The organism is Pseudarthrobacter sp. J47 (assembly GCF_049810315.1).
In the GTDB taxonomy this organism is placed as follows: Bacteria; Actinomycetota; Actinomycetes; order Actinomycetales; family Micrococcaceae; genus Arthrobacter.
Genome location: NZ_CP187358.1, coordinates 1,142,790 through 1,160,566 on the forward strand (window position 1 = coordinate 1,142,790; position 17,777 = coordinate 1,160,566).

The following is a 17,777-nucleotide window of genomic DNA, read 5'->3' on the forward strand; positions in this document are numbered from 1 at the left end:
CCGCGTGGAACTGCCCGGGCTCCTTTACGGCTATTACGAGCGCCGGCTTTTGCGCAGCCTTTCGGGGGACCGGATTCCCAAACACATCGGCGTTATGGTTGATGGAAACCGGCGGTGGGCCAAGCAGTTTAACGCGCCCACCAGCCAGGGCCACCAGGCGGGCGCGGACAAGATCCATGAGTTCCTGGGCTGGTGCCAGGAGCTTGGCGTCAAGGTGGTCACGCTATACATGCTGTCCACGGACAACATGAGCCGCTCCTCGGAGGAGCTGGACCTCCTGATGGGGATCATCGCCAACACCCTGGACCGCCTGGATGAGGATTCGGATATTTCAGTCCATGCCATGGGTGCACCGGAGCTGCTGCCGGATTACCTGGCCGAAAGGCTGAACAACCTGACGGCCCGGACTCCGGTCCATGAAAAACTCCATGTGAACGTCGCCGTGGGCTACGGGGGACGCAGGGAAATTGTCGACGCCGTCAGTGAACTCCTCCGCGACGCTGCGGACCGAGGGGTCGGGCTTCGTGAGGTCGCGGATTCGCTCACCGTTGAGGACATCTCGCGCTTCCTCTACACACGCGGGCAGCCGGATCCGGACCTGGTCATCAGGACTTCCGGCGAACAGCGGCTCTCCGGCTTCCTGATGTGGCAAAGCGCCTACAGCGAGTTCTATTTCTGCGAGGCGCTGTGGCCCGCTTTCCGCAAAGTCGATTTCCTCCGGGCCCTGCGTGACTATGCAGGCCGGCAGCGGCGTTTCGGGTCGTAGGCTCCGCCAGGGCCGTACGCGTAAGCCCACCGCCGCCGTTTACCGCGAATTCACATGGCGGCAACAAGAATCGCCGGGCGATGAAACCGGAAATTACCTGAGCTGGATTTACGTTGTAAGCATCAGCAGGCAATAACGCCGGCTGATCGGGGAGGCCACTACATGGAGCGTATTCACGCACCGAATGTTGGGGAGGCCGGACCCGGCCTCCAGGCCGAGCCGCCTCACCAATAACAAAGCCGGGCGCACGTCCGGGGCTGGAGTCGATGTGGCTACTTCTGAAGAGCGTTCCACCGTTTCTACCGACGGCGGAAAGAAAGCTACCTCTCGCGCCAAGCGAGCCACCACCGGGACCGGTGCAGCGCAGAATGACGCTGCAGCCGGTCTTTCTGTTTCCGGGCGGGACCCGGGCGTCCAAAGCTTCGTCATCGATACCTCGGTGCTCCTGTCAGACCCGCGGGCATTGCTGCGCTTCGCAGAGCATGAGGTCATCGTCCCCATAGTGGTCATTACGGAGCTGGAATCCAAGCGGCATGATCCCGAGCTGGGCTACTTCGCCCGTAAGGCCCTTCGCCTGCTTGATGACCTTCGCGTCCAGCACGGCGGCCTGAACAGGCCGCTGCCCATCGGCTCCCAGGGTGGCACGCTGATGGTGGAGATGAACCACATCTCCTCCGAGGTCCTTCCTGCCGGCTTCCGCAGCGGCGACAACGACAGCCGCATCCTGGCGGTGGCCAAGAACCTCGCCAACGAGGGCCGGTCCGTCACGGTGGTCTCCAAGGACCTCCCCATGCGCGTCAAGGCATCGGCCATGGGCCTCACCGCGGATGAGTACCGCAACGAACTGGTCCAGGACTCCGGGTGGACCGGCATTGCGGAGGTGGACGCAACAGACGAAGAGGTGGCCACCCTTTACGGCCACGAGCCGGCCTTCATCCCGGCTGCCGCTGAACTTCCTGTCAACACCGGCCTGGTGCTGCTGTCCAACAGGGGATCGGCGCTGGGCAGGGTGGGTGCCGACAAGCAGGTGCGGCTGGTCAAGGGCGACCGCGATGTCTTTGGCCTGCACGGCCGCTCTGCCGAGCAGCGCCTGGCCATTGACATGCTGATGGACCCGGGCGTGGGCATCGTTTCGATCGGCGGCCGGGCCGGAACCGGAAAGTCGGCGCTGGCCCTGTGCGCGGGACTTGAAGCAGTCCTGGAACGCCGCGAGCACCGCAAGGTTATTGTCTTCCGGCCGCTCTATGCGGTGGGCGGGCAGGAGCTCGGGTACCTGCCCGGTTCCGAGTCCGAGAAAATGAACCCCTGGGCGCAGGCCGTTTTTGACACCTTGGGCGCCCTGGTCAGCCAGGAAGTGGTGGAGGAAGTCATGGACAGGGGCATGCTCGAAGTAATGCCGCTGACCCATATCCGCGGCCGGTCCCTGCATGACGCGTTTGTGATCGTGGATGAAGCCCAGTCGCTGGAGAAGAACGTTCTCCTCACCGTGATGAGCCGCATCGGCCAGAACTCCAAGATTGTCCTCACCCATGACGTCGCCCAGCGCGACAACCTCCGCGTGGGCCGGCATGACGGCGTCGCGGCAGTGGTGGAGACCCTCAAGGGCCACCCGCTGTTCGGCCACATCACCCTCACCCGGTCCGAGCGCTCGCCGATCGCCGCGCTCGTGACTGAGTTGCTGGAGGGTGCGGAGATCTAGGCTTCCAGCGAGGGTCCGCTGTCCGGTGTGCCGGGCAGCGGACCCTCGGCGTCTGCGCCCAGGAAGCTGGCGGCGGCTGCATGGCCTGTCACTTCCAAGGCCCAGTCCGGCCGCTTTAGCAGCGCTGGCGTCAGCCGGACATGCCGGACGTCCACCGTGTTGTCACCCCATGAATGGCGGTGCATGCCATTCGGCTCGTAGCCAAGTGACCTCGAGACGCCCAGGGAGGACGCATTCCACACCGCGGCCTCCGATTCCGCCACTTCCGCCTTCAGCCAGTCAAAGGCATAGAGCACGACGGCGGCACGCATCTCCTTGCCGAAGCCGCGGCCCTGTGCGGACTGCTTGAGCCAGGACCCGGTGGAGACTGTTTTGAGCCGGGCAAACTTTTTGGCCCCGATGTCCTGGCAGCCAATGAACTCACCCTCGTGCCACACGCCCAGCAGCAATGTCCAGGACTCAGGTGTGGCCTCGGCCCTGCACCGCCAGTACCACTGCGCCATGTTCGGGCCCAGCTGTTCGGCCGGCACCTCTGCCCACGGGACGCTGAAGGGGCTCTTGCCGGCCTGGTGGACTCCGGACCGTGCGGCCTCCACGGCGGCGGGAATGTCGTCGTCGGCAATGGGCCTCAGCACCAGCCTGGGCGTTGTCAGGGTGAGGCCATGGAGCGGCCAGATGGATGTCAGCGCGGTCATCGTGCCAGCCTAACCGGGGAGTCCCGGAATTCCGGGTTGTCCACAGCGCGCGCGACAAGGCTGCATCCGCCGGGAAAACTCGCGTAGCATCCGAGGAGTGAGCGGACGACTTGGGGAATTGTGGGGCACGTCCCCAGTAGTGTTTTGGCTGGTCCTGGCCGCGTGCGCCTTTTTCGTGGTGATGGCCGTCCGGCTTGCGGTCATTGACATCCGGGAACACCGGCTGCCCAACCGGGTCATCTTCCCCGCGTACCCTGCGGTGGCCGTCCTGCTGTTGGCCGCGGCCGTCCTGCACCACCTGGACGGGGAAGCCCTGTCCTTGATGCCCGACGGCGGCGCGGCACTTTTTGGGATTCCGGGAGGAAGGATTGTGGCCGGAGGAGCGGTGCTGTGGATTTTCTACTTCCTCCTCCGGCTCATCTATCCGCCCGGAATGGGATTTGGCGACGTAAAGCTGGCCGGCATCCTGGGGATGTACCTGGGCTACCTGGGCTGGTCACACCTGGCATTTGCCACTTTCGGCGCCTTCCTGCTCGGCGGACTGTGGGGAGTTGCCCTGATCCTGGCCCGCAGGGGGACCCTGAAGTCCGCCATCCCTTTTGGTCCGTTTATGCTCCTGGGCGCGGGGGCTGCGATGCTCCTGCCGTAGCCTGGCCAGCCTCCAGCCTTTCAGTTTCCAGCCGTTCACCTTCAAGCCGTTCGGCTTCCAGCTGCTCTGCCTCGGCGCCGCCGATTGCCTCGCCGCGGGCCACCATTCCGGCGGTGTCGGACAGCGGGATCTGCTTCAGCGTGATCGCCAGGATCAAGGCCAGCGCAATGAAGGGCACCAGGTACCAGAAAACGGGCGCCAGGGAGTCAGCGTAGGCGTTGACAATGGCGTCGCGGAGCTGGTCCGGCAGCTGGGACAGTGCCTGTGGGTCCAGGGTGCTGGTGGCCTGGACGGCCTGCTCGGCAGTGGCGCCGGCACCGGTGAACGCTTCCGTCAGCGAGGTGGACAGCCGGTTGGTGAAGATGGAACCAAACACCGCCACACCCAGCGCTGCGCCCACTTCGCGGAAGTAGTTGTTGGTGCTGGTCGCGGTGCCAATCTCCCCGGCGGGCACGGCATTCTGCACCACCAGGACGATCACCTGCATGATCAGGCCCAGCCCCGCGCCGAAGACGAACAGCTGAAGGCAGATCACCCAGATGGGCGTGGCGGCGGACAACGTGGTCATCCAGAGCATGGCGGCGATGGTCAACGACGCGCCAATGATCGGGTACATCTTGTAGGTGCCGGTCTTTGAGATCCGGATGCCGGAGTAGATGGACGTGCCCATCAGGCCAACCATCATGGGCAGCATCAGCAGGCCCGATTCCGCGGCGGACGTACCGGAGGACATCTGCAGGAACGTGGGCACGAAGGCGATCGCTGCGAACATGCCCAGGCCCAGGGTGAAGCCGATGGCTGTTGCGTTGATGAAGATCCGGTTCTTGAACAGGCTCAGCGGGATGATGGGGTCTTCGGCCCGGCGTTCAGCCATCACGAAGGCCAGTGCGGAGAGCACGAACGCCGCGCCGAATGCCCACGTCAGCGGCGAATCCCAGCCCTCGTCCTTCTTGCCGCCGAAGTCGGTGAAGAAGATCAGGAAGGTTGTGGCGGCGGAGAGGAACAGTACGCCCAGGAGGTCGATGCGCTTCTCTGCCTTCTTGTTGGGCAGGGTCAGGGCGAACCAGGCGGTGATGAAGGCTGCGATGCCAATGGGGATGTTGATGTAGAAGGCCCATTCCCACGTCATGTGGTCAACGAAGAAGCCGCCCAGCAGCGGACCGGCGACGGCGGAGAGGCCGAAAATGGCGCCCAGGGGGCCCATGTACTTGCCGCGTTCGTTGGCGGGGACAATGTCCGCGATGATGGCCTGCGAGAGGATCATCAGGCCGCCGCCGCCCAGGCCCTGCATGGCCCGGAAGATCACGAAGCCCCAGAAGTCGGTGGCCAGGGCGCAGCCTACGGACGCGAGGGTGAACAGGGCGATGGCTATGAGGAACAGGTTGCGCCGGCCCAGGACGTCGCCGAACTTGCCGTAGATGGGCATCACTATGGTGGTGGCCAGCAGGTAGGCCGTGGTGATCCAGGCCTGGTGTTCCACGCCGCCCAGCTTGCCCACGATGGTGGGCATCGCTGTGGAGACGATCGTCTGGTCAAGGCTGGAGAGCAGCATGCCGGCGATGAGCGCCGAGAAGATGATCCAGATCCTTTTCTGGGTCAGCAGCAGCGGCTGGGCTGCCTGCTTGGGAGCGGTGGCAATGCTCATGATGATCCTTTGGGGCCGGTGGGAAGGTTCTGCAAGGGAAGCGCCTGGCTGAACAGGGTCTTGAGTGCTACAGCGTCTTCGAGCAGGAGCTCACGGAAGGTGCGGGTGTTCGACGCCGAGAAGTAGGTTTCGTGTGCGTGGTGTGCCATGGCGTTGATCATGGTTACCGCCATCACCACCACTGGATGATCTGCCGGAACACCCTCACGCTGGGCGACCAGCTGGCGGGACGCGGCCTCGCGCTCTGCGCTCACACCCGCGATTTTTGCCGTGAGCTGGGGTTCCTTCTTGATGGCCGCGATCAGCTGGCGGACGTCCGTGGCGGACTCGGAATTCACCTTCGACGCCCATATATCCAGGGTGAGCTGGATGAGGTCAGCGAGCAGGGTCTCAGAGATCGTGCCGGGCTCGCCGCCGCCCTTGAGGAATCCGGCCATCAGTTCGCCGGGGTGCTCATCGTCGTGGTGGCCCAGGATGGCGTCTTCCTTGGTAGGGAAGTAGTTGAAGAACGTCCGGCGCGAGACTCCGACGCTCTCGCAGACTTCCTCGACAGTAAAGCCGTTGAGCCCCTTCGTGGCGGTCAGTGAGCGCGCGGCGGCCGTGATGGCCTTACGGGTCTGCTGGCGCTTGCGCTCGCGGAGCCCGCCGTCGATGTTTGCACTATTTTCCACAAAGTAAAGTTTTGCACTGTTTAAGCGAGAGTGCAAAAAGATAGCCACGTGTCATCTGTCACTGGCTCCGGGTACGACGGCGGCGGCCTGCACCTTCCGTGGAAAGGTGCAGGCCGCCGTCGAGGTTCAGGAGGCGGTGGGGCCGTTACGCCTTGTGGGCCGGGCGCGTCATTGTGGTGACGTCCAGGGCCGCGTCCAGGTCGGCCTCGGAGACCTGGCCCTCGCCGTCGCCCACGAAGCCGAGCTTCTCGGTGGCCTGGCGGACGGTGAGGCCCTCCTTGACGGCCGTCTTGGCGATCTTGGCAGCGTTCTCGTAGCCGATGTACTTGTTCAGCGGAGTCACGATGGACGGTGAGGCTTCTGCCAGGAAGCGGGCGCGCTCCACATTGGCCGTGATGCCGTCGATCATCTTGTCTGCCATAACACGGCTGGTGTTGGACAGCAGGCGGATGGACTCGAGCAGGTTGGCTGCCATGACCGGGATGCCAACGTTCAGTTCGAAGGCGCCGTTGGTGCCGGACCAGGCGATGGCGGTGTCGTTGCCGATGACCTGCGCGGCCACCATGATGGAGGCTTCGCAGATGACCGGGTTGACCTTGCCGGGCATGATCGAGGAACCGGGCTGCAGGTCCGGGATGGCGATTTCGCCGAGGCCGGTGTTGGGGCCGGAGCCCATCCAGCGGAGGTCGTTGTTGATCTTCATAAAGGAGATCGCGATGTTGCGCAGCTGGCTGGATGCTTCGATGAGGCCGTCGCGGTTGGCCTGTGCTTCGAAGTGGTCGCGGGCTTCGGTGAGCGGCAGGCCGGTGTCCGTGGCCAGGAGTTCGATAACGCGCTCCGGGAAGCCGGCCGGGGTGTTGATGCCGGTGCCAACGGCGGTGCCGCCCAGCGGAACTTCAGCCACGCGGGGGAGCGAGGCGTTGATGCGCTCGATGCCGTAACGGACCTGGGCAGCGTAACCGCCGAACTCCTGGCCCAAGGTTACGGGCGTGGCGTCCATCAGGTGCGTACGGCCGGACTTGACGACGTCCTTGAATTCAACGGCCTTGCGCTCCAGGGACTCGGCCAGGTAGCCCAGGGCCGGGATGAGGTCGTTGATCAGCGCCGACGTGGCGGCCACGTGCACAGAGGTGGGAAAAACGTCGTTGGAGGACTGTGAGGCGTTGACGTGGTCGTTGGGGTGGACCACCTTGTCGCTGCCGGCAGCCTTCAGCGCACGGGTGGCGAGCTCGGCAAGGACCTCGTTGGTGTTCATGTTGGAGGACGTGCCGGAGCCGGTCTGGAAGACATCGATGGGGAAGTCGCCGTCGTACTTTCCCGCAGCTACCTCATCGGCAGCCTCTGCAATCGCCTTGGCGAGCTCGCCGTCGAGCACTCCAAGTTCTGCGTTGGCCTGGGCCGCAGCCTTCTTGACCCTGGCCAGCGCTTCGATGTGCGCGCGCTCCAGGGTTTTTCCGGAGATGGGGAAGTTCTCGACTGCACGCTGCGTCTGCGCGCGGTACAGGGCGTTCACGGGGACGCGGACTTCGCCCATCGTGTCATGTTCAATGCGGAACTCTTCAGTGGAAGTCATGGGGCTAGCTTAGGGCGATCAGGCACCCCATCGAAAACCGTGAACCGCATGCTACACACCGGCCACGGCAGCGGTTTTAGAGCTCGCCGATTCCCGAAACCACGTTGGCGCGGCCCTCTGCCAGGCTGTAGGACAAGCCCAGGACAGCGGCCCGGCCGGACTCAATTGCGGCGGAAATCACACGGGAGCTGTCCACCAGGCGCTGGGACGTCTGCTTGACGTGCTCCACCACCATGTCGTTGACCTCGTGCTGCTCATTCCTGATGGACGTCAGGACGGACGGCGTGATCCGCTCCACCAGGTCGCGGATGAAGCCCACCGGCATGCTTCCGGTCTCCACGGCGTTCTTGGTGGCTTGCACTGCACCGCAGCTGTCATGGCCCAGCACCACGATCAGCGGCACCTCCAGCACACTGATGCTGTATTCCAGGGAGCCCAGTACGGCGTCGTCAATAACCTGGCCGGCCGTCCGCACCACAAAGGCATCACCCAGGCCAAGGTCGAAGATGATTTCCGCGGCCAGCCGGGAGTCGGAGCAGCCAAAGATCACGGCGAACGGGTGCTGGTTCTCCACCAGCGAAGACCGCCTCGAAGCATCCTGGTTGGGGTGCGAGGATGAACCGGAGACGAAGCGTTCATTGCCCTCGCGCATGCGCCGCCAGGCGAGGGCCGGAGTCAGGTAAGTAGTCACCTGGCTTACTTTACGGTGTAGCCCCGGCGGTGGATGAAACCGTTACGTCCGGTGCCGCATCCATGGAAACCACGACGGCGGAGGCCAGTGTGCCGAACTCGTCCAGGCTCGCGGGGCCGGACAATACAACGGTGGTGCCGCGGTGGTTGAGGATCAGGTTTTTCTCGCCCTGGCCGGTGTCCCGGATCTCCCAGGCCTGGCCGCCGGCGTCGCGGGTTCCCGTCACCGGTGCATTGGTGGTGACCTGCGCCAGCCAGGTCGGGTTGGCGGCGCGGGTCTGGACCAGTCCGATGAAGGATCCCGCCGGCGTCAGGTAACCCACTTCCCAAGTGGGCACACCGTCCGAAGTGCCCGATTCCCAGCGCGCGTAGTTGGAGCGGTAGGACCCGCCGGTGTCCGGCGTGGCCGGTGTGAATCCTGCCACACCTGCTGCGTTCGCGGCCGTCCCGTTGACGTCCACGGTGGAGACAAAGCCGTCAGAATCGGGGGCCGGGTTCATCAGGACCACGGGCAGGAAAGCCAGGATACTGACCGCCAACGCAAGGATCATGCCGATTACCGAGGCGTTGGCACGCTTCGCCGCAGCGGCCGGGATGACGGGTTTGACTGGCTGTTCCTGCAATTCACTCACCCTTCTATAGTCGCCTATCCGGAGGGGGAACTCACATTTCGCGGGGGCGTCATCCAGCGCGGGCTGCCATGGCCCGGCGACTATGATCAGTAGCAGAGGAATCACCGCGGCCACCGAAAACCCGGCGGCGCGGGCTCAATGATCGCCACTCGAAGAAGAGGTTTCCGTGTCACCTGCGCAGTTGAACCAGCAGTACTCCACCATTTCACCGTCACTGGCGGTGGGTAACGATGAGCCGGACCGCAACCTTGCCCTGGAACTTGTCCGCGTCACCGAAGCTGCCGCCATTGCCGGCGGCCACTGGGTAGGCTTCGGCGACAAGAACAAAGCTGACGGCGCCGCCGTCGACGCCATGCGTTCCTTCCTTCAGACAGTCCACTTCAACGGCGTTGTGGTCATCGGTGAAGGCGAAAAAGACGAAGCCCCCATGCTGTTCAACGGCGAGCAGGTCGGTGACGGAACGGGTCCGGAGTGCGACGTCGCCGTGGACCCCATCGACGGCACCCGGCTCACAGCCCTGGGCATCAACAACGCGCTGGCCGTCCTGGCAGTGGCAGAGCGCGGCTCCATGTTCGATCCCTCCGCTGTGTTCTACATGGAGAAGCTGGTGACGGGTCCCGAAGCCGCTGACATGGTGGACCTCCGCCTGCCCGTCAAGCAGAACCTGCACCTGATCGCCAAGGCAAAGGGCGTTAAGGTCAACCAGCTCAATGTGATGATCCTGGACCGCGACCGGCACCGCCCGCTGGTGGAGGAAATCCGCGATGCCGGCGCACGCACCAAGTTCATCATGGACGGCGACGTCGCAGGTGCCATCGCTGCCGCCCGCTCCGGCACCGGCGTGGACGCCCTGATGGGCATTGGCGGCACGCCGGAAGGCATCGTCGCCGCCTGTGCCATCAAGTCCCTGGGCGGCGTCATCCAGGGCCGTCTCTGGCCCACCAGCGATGACGAAAAGCAGAAGGCGATCGACGCCGGCCACGACCTGGACCGGGTCCTGTCCACCAACGACCTCGTCACCAGCGACAACTGCTACTTCGCTGCCACGGGCATCACCGATGGTGACCTCCTCAAGGGCGTCCGTTACTCCAGGGACAAGGTCCTCACCCAGTCCATCGTGATGCGTTCGAAGTCCGGCACCATCCGTTTTGTTGACGGCGAGCACCAGGCCAGCAAATGGGAAGGCTACGCCCGCCGGAGCTAGCCGTTCCCGGGCTTTTAGGCGGTCCCGCGGCATCAGCCGAAGGGGCGTGGTACCTGCTCAAATGCAGGTACCACGCCCCTTTCGCGTGGCGGCGTTGGTATAGGGTTGAGGCCATGAGTCTTGCCGTTATGCCCTGTACTGACCGCGCCCTCTGGGATGAAACTGTTGACCGTTTCGAAGGGCATCCACAGCAGCTCTGGGGCTGGGGCCAGACCAAGGCGATGCACGGCTGGAGCGTCGAACGCCTGCTCCTGAACGACGCCGGAGAAACAGTAGGTGCGGCCCAGCTGCTGGTGCGCCGCCTCCCGTTCCCGTTCCGTTCCCTGGCCTACGTGGCCCGCGGCCCGATGTGCGCGGCGGGGAATACTGCCGCCGTGCTGGAGTCCCTTGCCGGCCATGCGTCCTCCCGCTACGGCGCTGTTGCGCTGAGCATTGAACCGGACTGGGATGCCGATTCCGAATATGCCGACGCCGTTGCTGCCGCCGGCTTCGCGGCCTCTGCCAACACCATCCTGATCCCGCGCACGCTCATCCTGGACCTCACCCGGACAGACGATGAGCTGATGGCGGACATGTCCAAGTCCACCCGGGCCAATGTCCGCAAGGCCATGCGCAGCGAGGTGGTCCAGTTCCGGAAGGTCGCCACGGATGCCGAGCTTGAGCAGGTGCTGGCCGTTTACCATGAGACCGCCGAACGCGCCGGCTTCGGGATCCACGAGGACCAGTACTACCGCGACATCTACCGGAACATGGGTGACGGATCGCCCATCATCGGCGCATTTGAAGGCGACCGGCTGCTGGCCTTCGTCTGGCTGTCCCGCAGCGGCACCACGGCGTTTGAACTTTATGGCGGGGTCAGCTCCGAGGGCCAGAAGCAGCGCGTGAACTACGGCGTGAAGTGGGCAGCCTTCCAGGCCATGCGCGAGGACGGCTGCAAACGCTACGACTTCAACGGCCTCCTCAACGACGGCATCTCCGATTTCAAGAAGCAGTTCGCCAAACACGAAAACATGCTGATGGGAACCTGGGAGAAGCCGCTCTCGCCGCTGTACCCGGCTTACAGCAAGGCCATGCCGGCAGCCCGCCGCAGCCTCCAGGTTGCGCGGCGACTGGTGCGCACGGCAGGAAGCCAGGTCCAGCCTGCCGTCAGCAAGCTCCTTGGCCTGGCCAAGGGTGCCGTCAAGCGGGGCTGATTTCCGCCGCTGGCGACGGCAGGCCTGCTGCCGGCTGCTACCCGCAGGGCCGTTCTGTTAGCGCAGGGCGGTTGTCACGGCGAAGGCCACTGCGGGTCCGGTTGAACCTGCTGCCGGATGAACGTTCACTGGCGCCTCTGCGGCCGGAAGGAAGGCACTTTCGCCGCGCTCCAGCTTAAGGTCGCCCTTGGGTGAGTCCAGGAATACTGAACCGCTGGCAACGATCAGCACGGCGGCACCGGCCTGGGCCAGCGGCACCGGCGCCGAGCCCGGCGCCAGCTCGATGCGCTGCAGCTGGAATTCCCGGAACGGCGGCTGGTACAGTTCCTGGCCCAGGACGGTGGCAACAGTCTCCAGCCGGGGAACGGCCACTGATTCGAAGCGGATGGTCTTGAGCAGTTCCGGCACGTCAATGTGCTTGGGAGTCAGGCCGCCCCGCAGCACGTTGTCCGAGGCCGCCATGACCTCCACGCCGAGGCCCTTCAGGTAGGCGTGGACCTTGCCGGCGGGCAGGTAAACGGCCTCGCCGGGCGAGAGGGAAATCCGGTTGAGCAGCAGCGAATTCAGGACGCCGGGATCCCCGGGGTACAGCTCGTTGAGGTTCAGGACGGTGTCGAAGGCCGGCTGAAGCCCGGCGACGGCGGACGCGCCTGCCGCCCGCGCCGCTTCCAGTGCCTCAACCGCCAAAGCCGTGGCGCTGGTGACTTCTTCGCCGCCTGCGATGATCCGCTGGAAAGCTGCGCGAAGGGCTGTGGCCTCGTTGGCAGCGGAGAGGTCTGCGATGAGGCCGCCCAGGAGGGGCGGAACGTCCTGGCCGGACTCAGCGACGAGCCGCGCAAGGTACGCGAAGATTTCCCGGGTTTCGGAGGCCGGCCGGAATCCGCAGAGCGCCTCGAAATCCGTCAGCGCGAAAATCATTTCCGGTTTGTGGTTGTCATCCCGGTAGTTGCGGTAGGGGGCGCCGGTGGGGACACCGGCGTCGTTCTCCTTCTTGAAGCCTTCCCGGGCCTGCTCAAGGCTGGGATGGACCTGGAGGGAGAGCGGGGTGTCAGCGGCCAGAATCTTGGCCAGGAAGGGCAGGCGGGGGCCGAACTCCTGGACGGACTGGTCACCCAGGAAGTGCCGGGGGTCGCTGGAGATCAACGCATCGAGCGGTTCCTGGGAGCCGTCGGCGAGGACGGCGACAGAGGGGGAGTCCGGATGGGCCCCGATCCACAGTTCTGCCTCAGGCCCGCCCTGGGCAGGCCTGCCCAGGAAGTCGGCGATCGCCGTCGTGGATCCCCACGCGTAATCCCGAATCACGTTCTCAATTTTGTACAAGGAGTGGTCTTTCGCGTTAGGAAATGAGCGTCAGAGGGGAGCGCACTGGCCGTTGCTGGCTACGAGTTCCTGGATGGCCAGCTCGTTGCCCTGGCTCTTGAGCCCGTTCAGCATCTCGGCCGTGATGAGTTCTCCGTCCGGGGTGTGCGTAACCGGAGTGAAGTCCTCCGGCGTGGCTGTCAAAGGCGCGGACAGTGGCGTCTTCAATTCTGCCGGAAGTCCCTGGGCTGACAGGTGGCCCGCCGGTCCCGCGTAGTCGACCAGGGCGTCGGCACCCTTGCCGGCAGTGTTGGCTGGACCCGCAGCTGCGGGCGTTCCCGAGGCTTCGGTCAGGAGCTGCCTGACCCGCTCATGGATGACGTCAAAATCAGGGACGGTGGAGAAGTGCGGCTCAAAATCCGGAGGCCCGATGGTGAGCCGGCGGGTCTCGTTGTCCTTGGCCTTGATGGCAAGGTCCACAAAACTGCCCAGCTGCCCGGCGGAGATGTTGGATTCAACAACCTTGGTACCGGCGCCGGCAATGTCTTCGAACTTGGCCAGGAGGGTGGCCGGGTCCAGCTGCTTCAACATGGCCTGCTGCACGCACTGCTGGCGCGAGATGCGTGCGAAGTCGTCAACGTATTCACGGGAGCGGCCGTACCAGAGCGCCTGGTGGCCGTTGAGGTGGTTTTCGCCGGCTGCGATCCAGCCCTCGGGCATGCCGTAGGTGCCTGTGGACTCGTCCTTGTAGCCGCTCATGGGGACCCAGCCGCCGGCCTTGATGCGGATGCCGCCCATGGCGTCGATCAGCTTGGCAAAGCCGTCCATGTCCACCAGGACATACGCCTGGACGGTGATGCCCAGGCTGCCGGACACGGCTTCCATGGTGGCCTGGGCCCCGGGATCAGCGGAGTCCGGGTAGAGGTCTGCGTATTGCTCGGTCACCTCGGTGTTGATGGCGTTGATCAGGCACTCATCGCCGCAGTTGTAGCCATCCGGGTAAATATCGCGCATGGGTGAGCCCTCGGAGAACTGGGCATTCTGCAGGTTGCGGGGGACTGAGATGATGGCACTCTCGCCGGTCTTGGCGTCCACGCTGATAACGGACAAGCTGTCCGGCCGGCGTCCGGTGCGGTCGTCCCCGGCGTCGCCGCCCATCATCAGGAAGTTGTAGCGGCCGTCGACGGGGTCGATTGCGGGCCCGCCCGCATTGAAGATGCTGCCAATGGCGTTCCGGCTGACGTTCAGCAGGTATGCCGAGTAGCCCAGGGTTCCGCTGCTGATGATCATTGCCCCGAGGAGGGCAACGCCGACGATGGGACGCATGCCGGGAGCCAGCAGGACAGGCCTGATGATGCGAAGCGTGTTGAGGAAAAGCAGCAGCCAGCCAATGGCCAGTGCCACGAGCACAAGAATGATCAGCAGCGACGTGATGGGATTGGTGATGATGTTGATCAGCGCGGTCCGGTTCGCCATCAGCATGACGAGCGCCAGGATTGCCAGTGCCCATACGGTGAAAGTGATCCGCAGTGCAAGCCTGCCCAGCTTCCTGTCACCGGCAACGATCTGGGCGCTGCCCGGGACCAGGAGGGTCAGCAGCAACAGGACGAACGCCCGCTTGGTCCTGACAGGGGCAGGAGCGTTGGCAGGATAGCGCACCGGATCCGTCAAGGTGCCGCCGCCGGCCCGGGAGCTGTGGTCGCTGATCGTCATCCGTGCTCCCTAGGAATTGCTCCGGCCGGCAGAAGGCGAATCTGCGGCCGTGCCGGCGCCGAAGACTTCGCTCACTTTCTGGCGGAGGCTGGCGCCCTTTCGGGAGGCGACGTCATTGAGTTCCTGGGCAAATTCCAGCAGCGAGGCACGAAGCTCCTCGGCGAGATCGTCAGTTCCCGCGGCAAGCATCCGCACGGCCAGCAGGCCGGCGTTGCGGGCGCCGCCGATCGAGACGGTTGCCACCGGAACCCCGGCAGGCATCTGGACAATGGACAGCAGCGAGTCCATGCCATCGAGCGTCTTCAGCGGCACCGGCACCCCGATGACCGGGAGCGGCGTGACAGAGGCCAGCATGCCAGGCAGGTGTGCGGCGCCACCGGCGCCCGCGATGATCACCCGGATGCCGCGTTCGTGGGCGCTCTGGCCGTAGCGGATCATTTCCACCGGCATCCGGTGCGCCGAAACGACGTCTGCCTCGAAGGGGATCCCGAACTCAGCCAGGGCGTCGGCAGCTGCCTCCATAACGGGCCAGTCCGAATCGGAACCCATCACGAGGCCCACCAGGGGTGCGCTAGTGGTGCTTGCGCCGGGATCGGTACTCATGGGGTCTCCTCGGAGTTCTGCTGGTGGACCTGTGCGTCCTGGCCGGTGGCGGCAGTGGCGCGGCCGTCGCGGATGATGCCGGCAACCATGCCCGCCCGGCGGCGGACATCGTCCACTTCGTCGGGGGACTGGCCCACCAGGTTGACGTGGCCGATCTTCCTGCCCGGACGTACTGACTTGCCGTAGCAGTGCACCTTGGCCCCCGGTTCGGCGGCCAGGGCAGCAGGGAAGGCGGAGAAGAGATCCTGGTTGGCCCCGCCCAGGAAGTTCTTCATCACGACGATGGGGCCGAGGAGGTCAGTGGCGCCGAGCGGAAGGTTCAGGACTGCGCGGAGGTGTTGCTCGAACTGGCTGGTGACGCAGCCGTCCTGTGTCCAGTGGCCGGTGTTGTGCGGCCGCATGGCCAGTTCATTGATCAGGAACCCGTAGCCCACTCCCGGGGTTTCGAACAGCTCGACTGCCATCACGCCGGTGACTTCAAGCTCATGGGCGATCCTCAAGGCAGCTTCCTCAGCGGCAGCGGCAACTTCGATCGGGATGTGCAGGGCCGGGGCAATAACTTCATCGCACACGCCGTCCACCTGGATGGTGTGCACTACGGGCCACGCGCGGGCTTCGCCGTCGGGCGTGCGCGCCACCAGGGCGGACAGCTCGCGGCTGAATTCCACTTTGGCCTCGGCCAGCAGCGGGCTCATGACGTCGAACCAGTCCTGCGTCTGCGCGGCCTCGGCTGGTGACGAAACAATCCGCACACCCTTGCCGTCATAGCCACCGCGTGGAGTCTTAAGGACCACCGGCCAGCCGGTCTTGTCGCCGAATGCAACCAGGTCTTCCACGGTGGCGACTTCAGCCCAGGCAGGGTTCGGCAGGTCCAACCGGTCGATGGCTGCCCGCATTACCAGTTTGTCCTGGGCATGGATCAGCGCGTCGGGGCCGGGCTGGACGTTGACGCCCGAAGCCAGCAGCTCCCGCAGGTGTTCGCCCGGAACGTGCTCGTGATCGAAGGTCAGGACATCCACGCCCTGCGCAAACTCCCGCAGCGCCTCGAGGTCCTTGTAGTCGCCAAGCGGTGCCTGGGCCACGGCGGAGACCGCCGAAACGTCCGGGCCTTCCGCCAGGACACGGAGTTCAAAACCAAGAGCGGTGGCCGCGGGGGCCATCATGCGGGCCAGCTGGCCACCGCCAACAACACCTATTACTGGAAAAGTCACAAGGTTCAGCCTACAGAAAAGAGCCGCCGTTCCCTTCTTCCGGCGTGCAGGAGCCGCATCTTTACCCTGTGGTAGCAGGAAGAAGCGCTAAAATGGGGTCTTTGGCCCGATGGCCCATACACAGCAGGCCATGGAGGGTCATGATTAACTCACTTGCAGATCGAATCCGCGGACTCGCGTCACTGTTTTGGCGTGAAGTTGCCAAGTTTGGTGCCGTGGGCGGAGTGGCGTTTGTCATAGACTCGGCCGTTTTCATCTGGCTGTTCACCGGTCCCATGCATGGCAGCGAAGTCTGGGCAAAGGCCCTGGCAACGATCGTGGCGAGTATCTTCTCCTGGATCGCCAACCGCTACTGGACGTTCCGGCACCGTAAACAGGCCAATGTTCTGCGCGAGGCACTCCTGTTTGCCGTCATGAACATTGTTGGCCTGCTGATCGCCTCCGGCTGCGTGTGGTTCGCCAAGTACATCCTGAACCTCAACGACCGGCCCTCGCTCTTCATTGCCGGGAGTGTCGTAGGCCTGGTCCTGGGCACCATCTTCCGCTTCTTCGCCTACCGCTTCTGGGTGTTCAACAACGAGCTGGACCAGGAGCCGGAGTTCTCGCATGACCACGAGCTCATTGAGCTCCATCATGGCGGTGGAGCCGGGCGCGGTGCAGGCGCAGGCCACAATCCAGGAGCCGACGTCGCAGAAGGTCTGCCCGCCTCGGAGACGCGCCCGGTCAAGGGACCGGAACAGGCCTAACCATAATCGGGCCCGGCTTTAATCGGCCTGGTGGGCTCCGGCGTCGGTTACCCGTTCAGCGGCGAGCAGTTTTTCCGTAACAGCCACGTCAGGGTGTACCAGTACTACTGAGCCATCGGCTTCCCAGGCGCCCAGCGCCTTTGCCAGCGCCGGGCCCAGGCCGTCTCCGGCACGGACCAGCAACCGGACTCCTTCGGTCTGCGGCTCACCAAACCCTTCCACCAGTTCCCCATGTGAATATGCGGCGGTCCCGGTATGCAGCGCTGCAGCGGCGGGGTCGGCATCGGAATGGGCCATAAAGACGTCGCCATGGGAACGGACCTCCGAGGCGAAGTCGATGACGCCGCGCGGCAACTCACCTGTCCATTTCATGGCCAGGGCCGGCAGCGCGACGGCGACAACGGCTGGGGCATCCGGCGCCGTAGCCGGGTCCGCCGTGACGGCGACGTCGGCAACCGGCAGGGTGCCGCCGTCGGGAATTACAACCTCCATGCCCAGCTGCCAGCCGGCCAATGACCAGACCACTGACTTCCAGTGCGCGGGGATGTCCACCAGGAGCCGCTGGCCGGGTTCGGCATCGAGCTCGTCCTGGAGCAGGTTGCTGGTTTTGGCCACCCAGTTGTCCAGCACCCGTCCGGAGAGCTCAACGCGCTCTCCCTCGGGGCCGTACCAGGTGAGCCTTGGCGAGGATGAATGCCCGGAACGGAGGAGGGCCAGCAGCAGCGACGCGGGCAGTGCGGAGTCAGGGTTGCTCATGGCTTCATCCTGTCACGACGCTGCCAGGAACG

At 64.7% G+C, this 17,777-nt stretch carries 17 protein-coding genes; 6 read left to right on the plus strand and 11 right to left on the minus strand.

The window, feature by feature from the left end; translation table 11 throughout:
• Positions 1-4: 4 nt before the first annotated feature.
• A complete protein-coding gene (locus ACPJW8_RS05215; protein WP_330187021.1) occupies positions 5-766 on the plus strand; it encodes an isoprenyl transferase in 762 nt (253 codons plus the stop codon).
• A 268-nt stretch (positions 767-1,034) separates the two neighbouring features.
• Entirely contained in the window at positions 1,035-2,465 is a 1,431-nt protein-coding gene (locus ACPJW8_RS05220) for a PhoH family protein (protein ID WP_330186757.1), read from the plus strand.
• On the opposite strand, the gene ACPJW8_RS05225 is transcribed toward ACPJW8_RS05220, so the two are convergent.
• Positions 2,462-3,160 carry a GNAT family protein gene (locus ACPJW8_RS05225; protein WP_330186758.1) on the minus strand — a complete coding sequence of 233 codons (699 nt, stop codon included), beginning with the start codon at positions 3,158-3,160 and terminating at the stop codon, positions 2,462-2,464. The genes ACPJW8_RS05220 and ACPJW8_RS05225 overlap by 4 nt on opposite strands.
• Positions 3,161-3,257: 97 nt before the next feature.
• On the opposite strand from ACPJW8_RS05225, the gene ACPJW8_RS05230 reads away from it, so the two are divergent.
• Positions 3,258-3,809 carry an A24 family peptidase gene (locus tag ACPJW8_RS05230; RefSeq protein WP_330186759.1) on the plus strand — a complete coding sequence of 184 codons (552 nt, stop codon included), beginning with the start codon at positions 3,258-3,260 and terminating at the stop codon, positions 3,807-3,809.
• On the opposite strand, the gene ACPJW8_RS05235 is transcribed toward ACPJW8_RS05230, so the two are convergent.
• The 5 genes from ACPJW8_RS05235 to ACPJW8_RS05255 form a co-directional block, all read right to left on the minus strand.
• On the minus strand, positions 3,769-5,454 hold the full coding sequence (locus tag ACPJW8_RS05235; protein ID WP_330186760.1) for an MDR family MFS transporter: 1,686 nt from the start codon (positions 5,452-5,454) through the stop codon (positions 3,769-3,771). The two genes, ACPJW8_RS05230 and ACPJW8_RS05235, sit on opposite strands and share 41 nt — an antisense overlap.
• Positions 5,451-6,125, minus strand: coding sequence for a TetR/AcrR family transcriptional regulator (locus ACPJW8_RS05240; RefSeq protein WP_330186761.1), 675 nt, complete (start codon positions 6,123-6,125; stop codon positions 5,451-5,453). Before ACPJW8_RS05240 ends, ACPJW8_RS05235 begins: the two co-directional genes overlap by 4 nt.
• Before the next feature lie 145 nt (positions 6,126-6,270).
• Positions 6,271-7,698, minus strand: a complete 1,428-nt coding sequence (locus tag ACPJW8_RS05245) for a class II fumarate hydratase (protein ID WP_330186762.1) — start codon at positions 7,696-7,698, stop codon at positions 6,271-6,273.
• A gap of 76 nt (positions 7,699-7,774) precedes the next feature.
• Positions 7,775-8,389 carry a carbonic anhydrase gene (locus tag ACPJW8_RS05250; RefSeq protein WP_330186763.1) on the minus strand — a complete coding sequence of 205 codons (615 nt, stop codon included), beginning with the start codon at positions 8,387-8,389 and terminating at the stop codon, positions 7,775-7,777.
• Positions 8,390-8,399: 10 nt separating this feature from the next.
• On the minus strand, positions 8,400-9,020 hold the full coding sequence (locus tag ACPJW8_RS05255; protein WP_330186764.1) for a DUF4245 domain-containing protein: 621 nt from the start codon (positions 9,018-9,020) through the stop codon (positions 8,400-8,402).
• A 166-nt stretch (positions 9,021-9,186) separates the two neighbouring features.
• On the opposite strand from ACPJW8_RS05255, the gene glpX reads away from it, so the two are divergent.
• Positions 9,187-10,224: a class II fructose-bisphosphatase gene (glpX, locus tag ACPJW8_RS05260; RefSeq protein WP_330186765.1), complete on the plus strand. Its 1,038-nt coding sequence runs from the start codon at positions 9,187-9,189 to the stop codon at positions 10,222-10,224.
• Positions 10,225-10,337: 113 nt separating this feature from the next.
• The gene (locus ACPJW8_RS05265; protein WP_330186766.1) at positions 10,338-11,417 is read left to right on the plus strand and encodes a lipid II:glycine glycyltransferase FemX; all 1,080 of its coding nucleotides are present in this window, start codon (positions 10,338-10,340) and stop codon (positions 11,415-11,417) included.
• A 57-nt stretch (positions 11,418-11,474) separates the two neighbouring features.
• Here the strand turns inward: ACPJW8_RS05265 and manA are convergent, their stop codons facing one another.
• The 4 genes from manA to ACPJW8_RS05285 are packed head-to-tail and all read right to left on the minus strand — an operon-like array spanning position 11,475 to position 16,195.
• Entirely contained in the window at positions 11,475-12,737 is a 1,263-nt protein-coding gene (manA, locus tag ACPJW8_RS05270; RefSeq protein WP_330186767.1) for a mannose-6-phosphate isomerase, class I, read from the minus strand.
• Between the two features lie 30 nt (positions 12,738-12,767).
• Positions 12,768-14,429 carry an LCP family protein gene (locus ACPJW8_RS05275; protein WP_330186768.1) on the minus strand — a complete coding sequence of 554 codons (1,662 nt, stop codon included), beginning with the start codon at positions 14,427-14,429 and terminating at the stop codon, positions 12,768-12,770.
• 9 nt (positions 14,430-14,438) lie between these two features.
• A complete protein-coding gene (gene purE, locus ACPJW8_RS05280) occupies positions 14,439-15,032 on the minus strand; it encodes a 5-(carboxyamino)imidazole ribonucleotide mutase (protein ID WP_330186769.1) in 594 nt (197 codons plus the stop codon).
• Positions 15,029-16,195, minus strand: coding sequence for a 5-(carboxyamino)imidazole ribonucleotide synthase (locus ACPJW8_RS05285; RefSeq protein WP_425256459.1), 1,167 nt, complete (start codon positions 16,193-16,195; stop codon positions 15,029-15,031). The genes purE and ACPJW8_RS05285 overlap by 4 nt, the downstream gene beginning before the upstream one ends.
• Positions 16,196-16,383: 188 nt before the next feature.
• On the opposite strand from ACPJW8_RS05285, the gene ACPJW8_RS05290 reads away from it, so the two are divergent.
• Positions 16,384-16,989 (plus strand): GtrA family protein, encoded by a 606-nt coding sequence (locus ACPJW8_RS05290; protein ID WP_330186771.1) that lies wholly within the window; start codon positions 16,384-16,386, stop codon positions 16,987-16,989.
• A gap of 18 nt (positions 16,990-17,007) precedes the next feature.
• Here ACPJW8_RS05290 and ACPJW8_RS05295 read toward each other — a convergent pair whose 3' ends face one another.
• Entirely contained in the window at positions 17,008-17,745 is a 738-nt protein-coding gene (locus ACPJW8_RS05295; RefSeq protein WP_330186772.1) for a TIGR03089 family protein, read from the minus strand.
• Positions 17,746-17,777: the final 32 nt, after the last annotated feature.

What these genes read in the sequence shown, in the direction of transcription:
- ACPJW8_RS05225 (WP_330186758.1), bottom strand. Translation starts at nt 3,160, where the DNA reads ATGACCGCGCTGACATCCATCTGGCCGCTCCATGGCCTCACCCTGACA.
- ACPJW8_RS05235 (WP_330186760.1), bottom strand. Translation starts at nt 5,454, where the DNA reads ATGAGCATTGCCACCGCTCCCAAGCAGGCAGCCCAGCCGCTGCTGCTG.
- ACPJW8_RS05245 (WP_330186762.1), bottom strand. Translation starts at nt 7,698, where the DNA reads ATGACTTCCACTGAAGAGTTCCGCATTGAACATGACACGATGGGCGAA.
- ACPJW8_RS05265 (WP_330186766.1), top strand. Translation starts at nt 10,338, where the DNA reads ATGAGTCTTGCCGTTATGCCCTGTACTGACCGCGCCCTCTGGGATGAA.
- ACPJW8_RS05275 (WP_330186768.1), bottom strand. Translation starts at nt 14,429, where the DNA reads ATGACGATCAGCGACCACAGCTCCCGGGCCGGCGGCGGCACCTTGACG.
- purE (WP_330186769.1), bottom strand. Translation starts at nt 15,032, where the DNA reads ATGAGTACCGATCCCGGCGCAAGCACCACTAGCGCACCCCTGGTGGGC.
- ACPJW8_RS05285 (WP_425256459.1), bottom strand. Translation starts at nt 16,195, where the DNA reads ATGATGGCCCCCGCGGCCACCGCTCTTGGTTTTGAACTCCGTGTCCTG.
- ACPJW8_RS05290 (WP_330186771.1), top strand. Translation starts at nt 16,384, where the DNA reads ATGATTAACTCACTTGCAGATCGAATCCGCGGACTCGCGTCACTGTTT.
- ACPJW8_RS05295 (WP_330186772.1), bottom strand. Translation starts at nt 17,745, where the DNA reads ATGAGCAACCCTGACTCCGCACTGCCCGCGTCGCTGCTGCTGGCCCTC.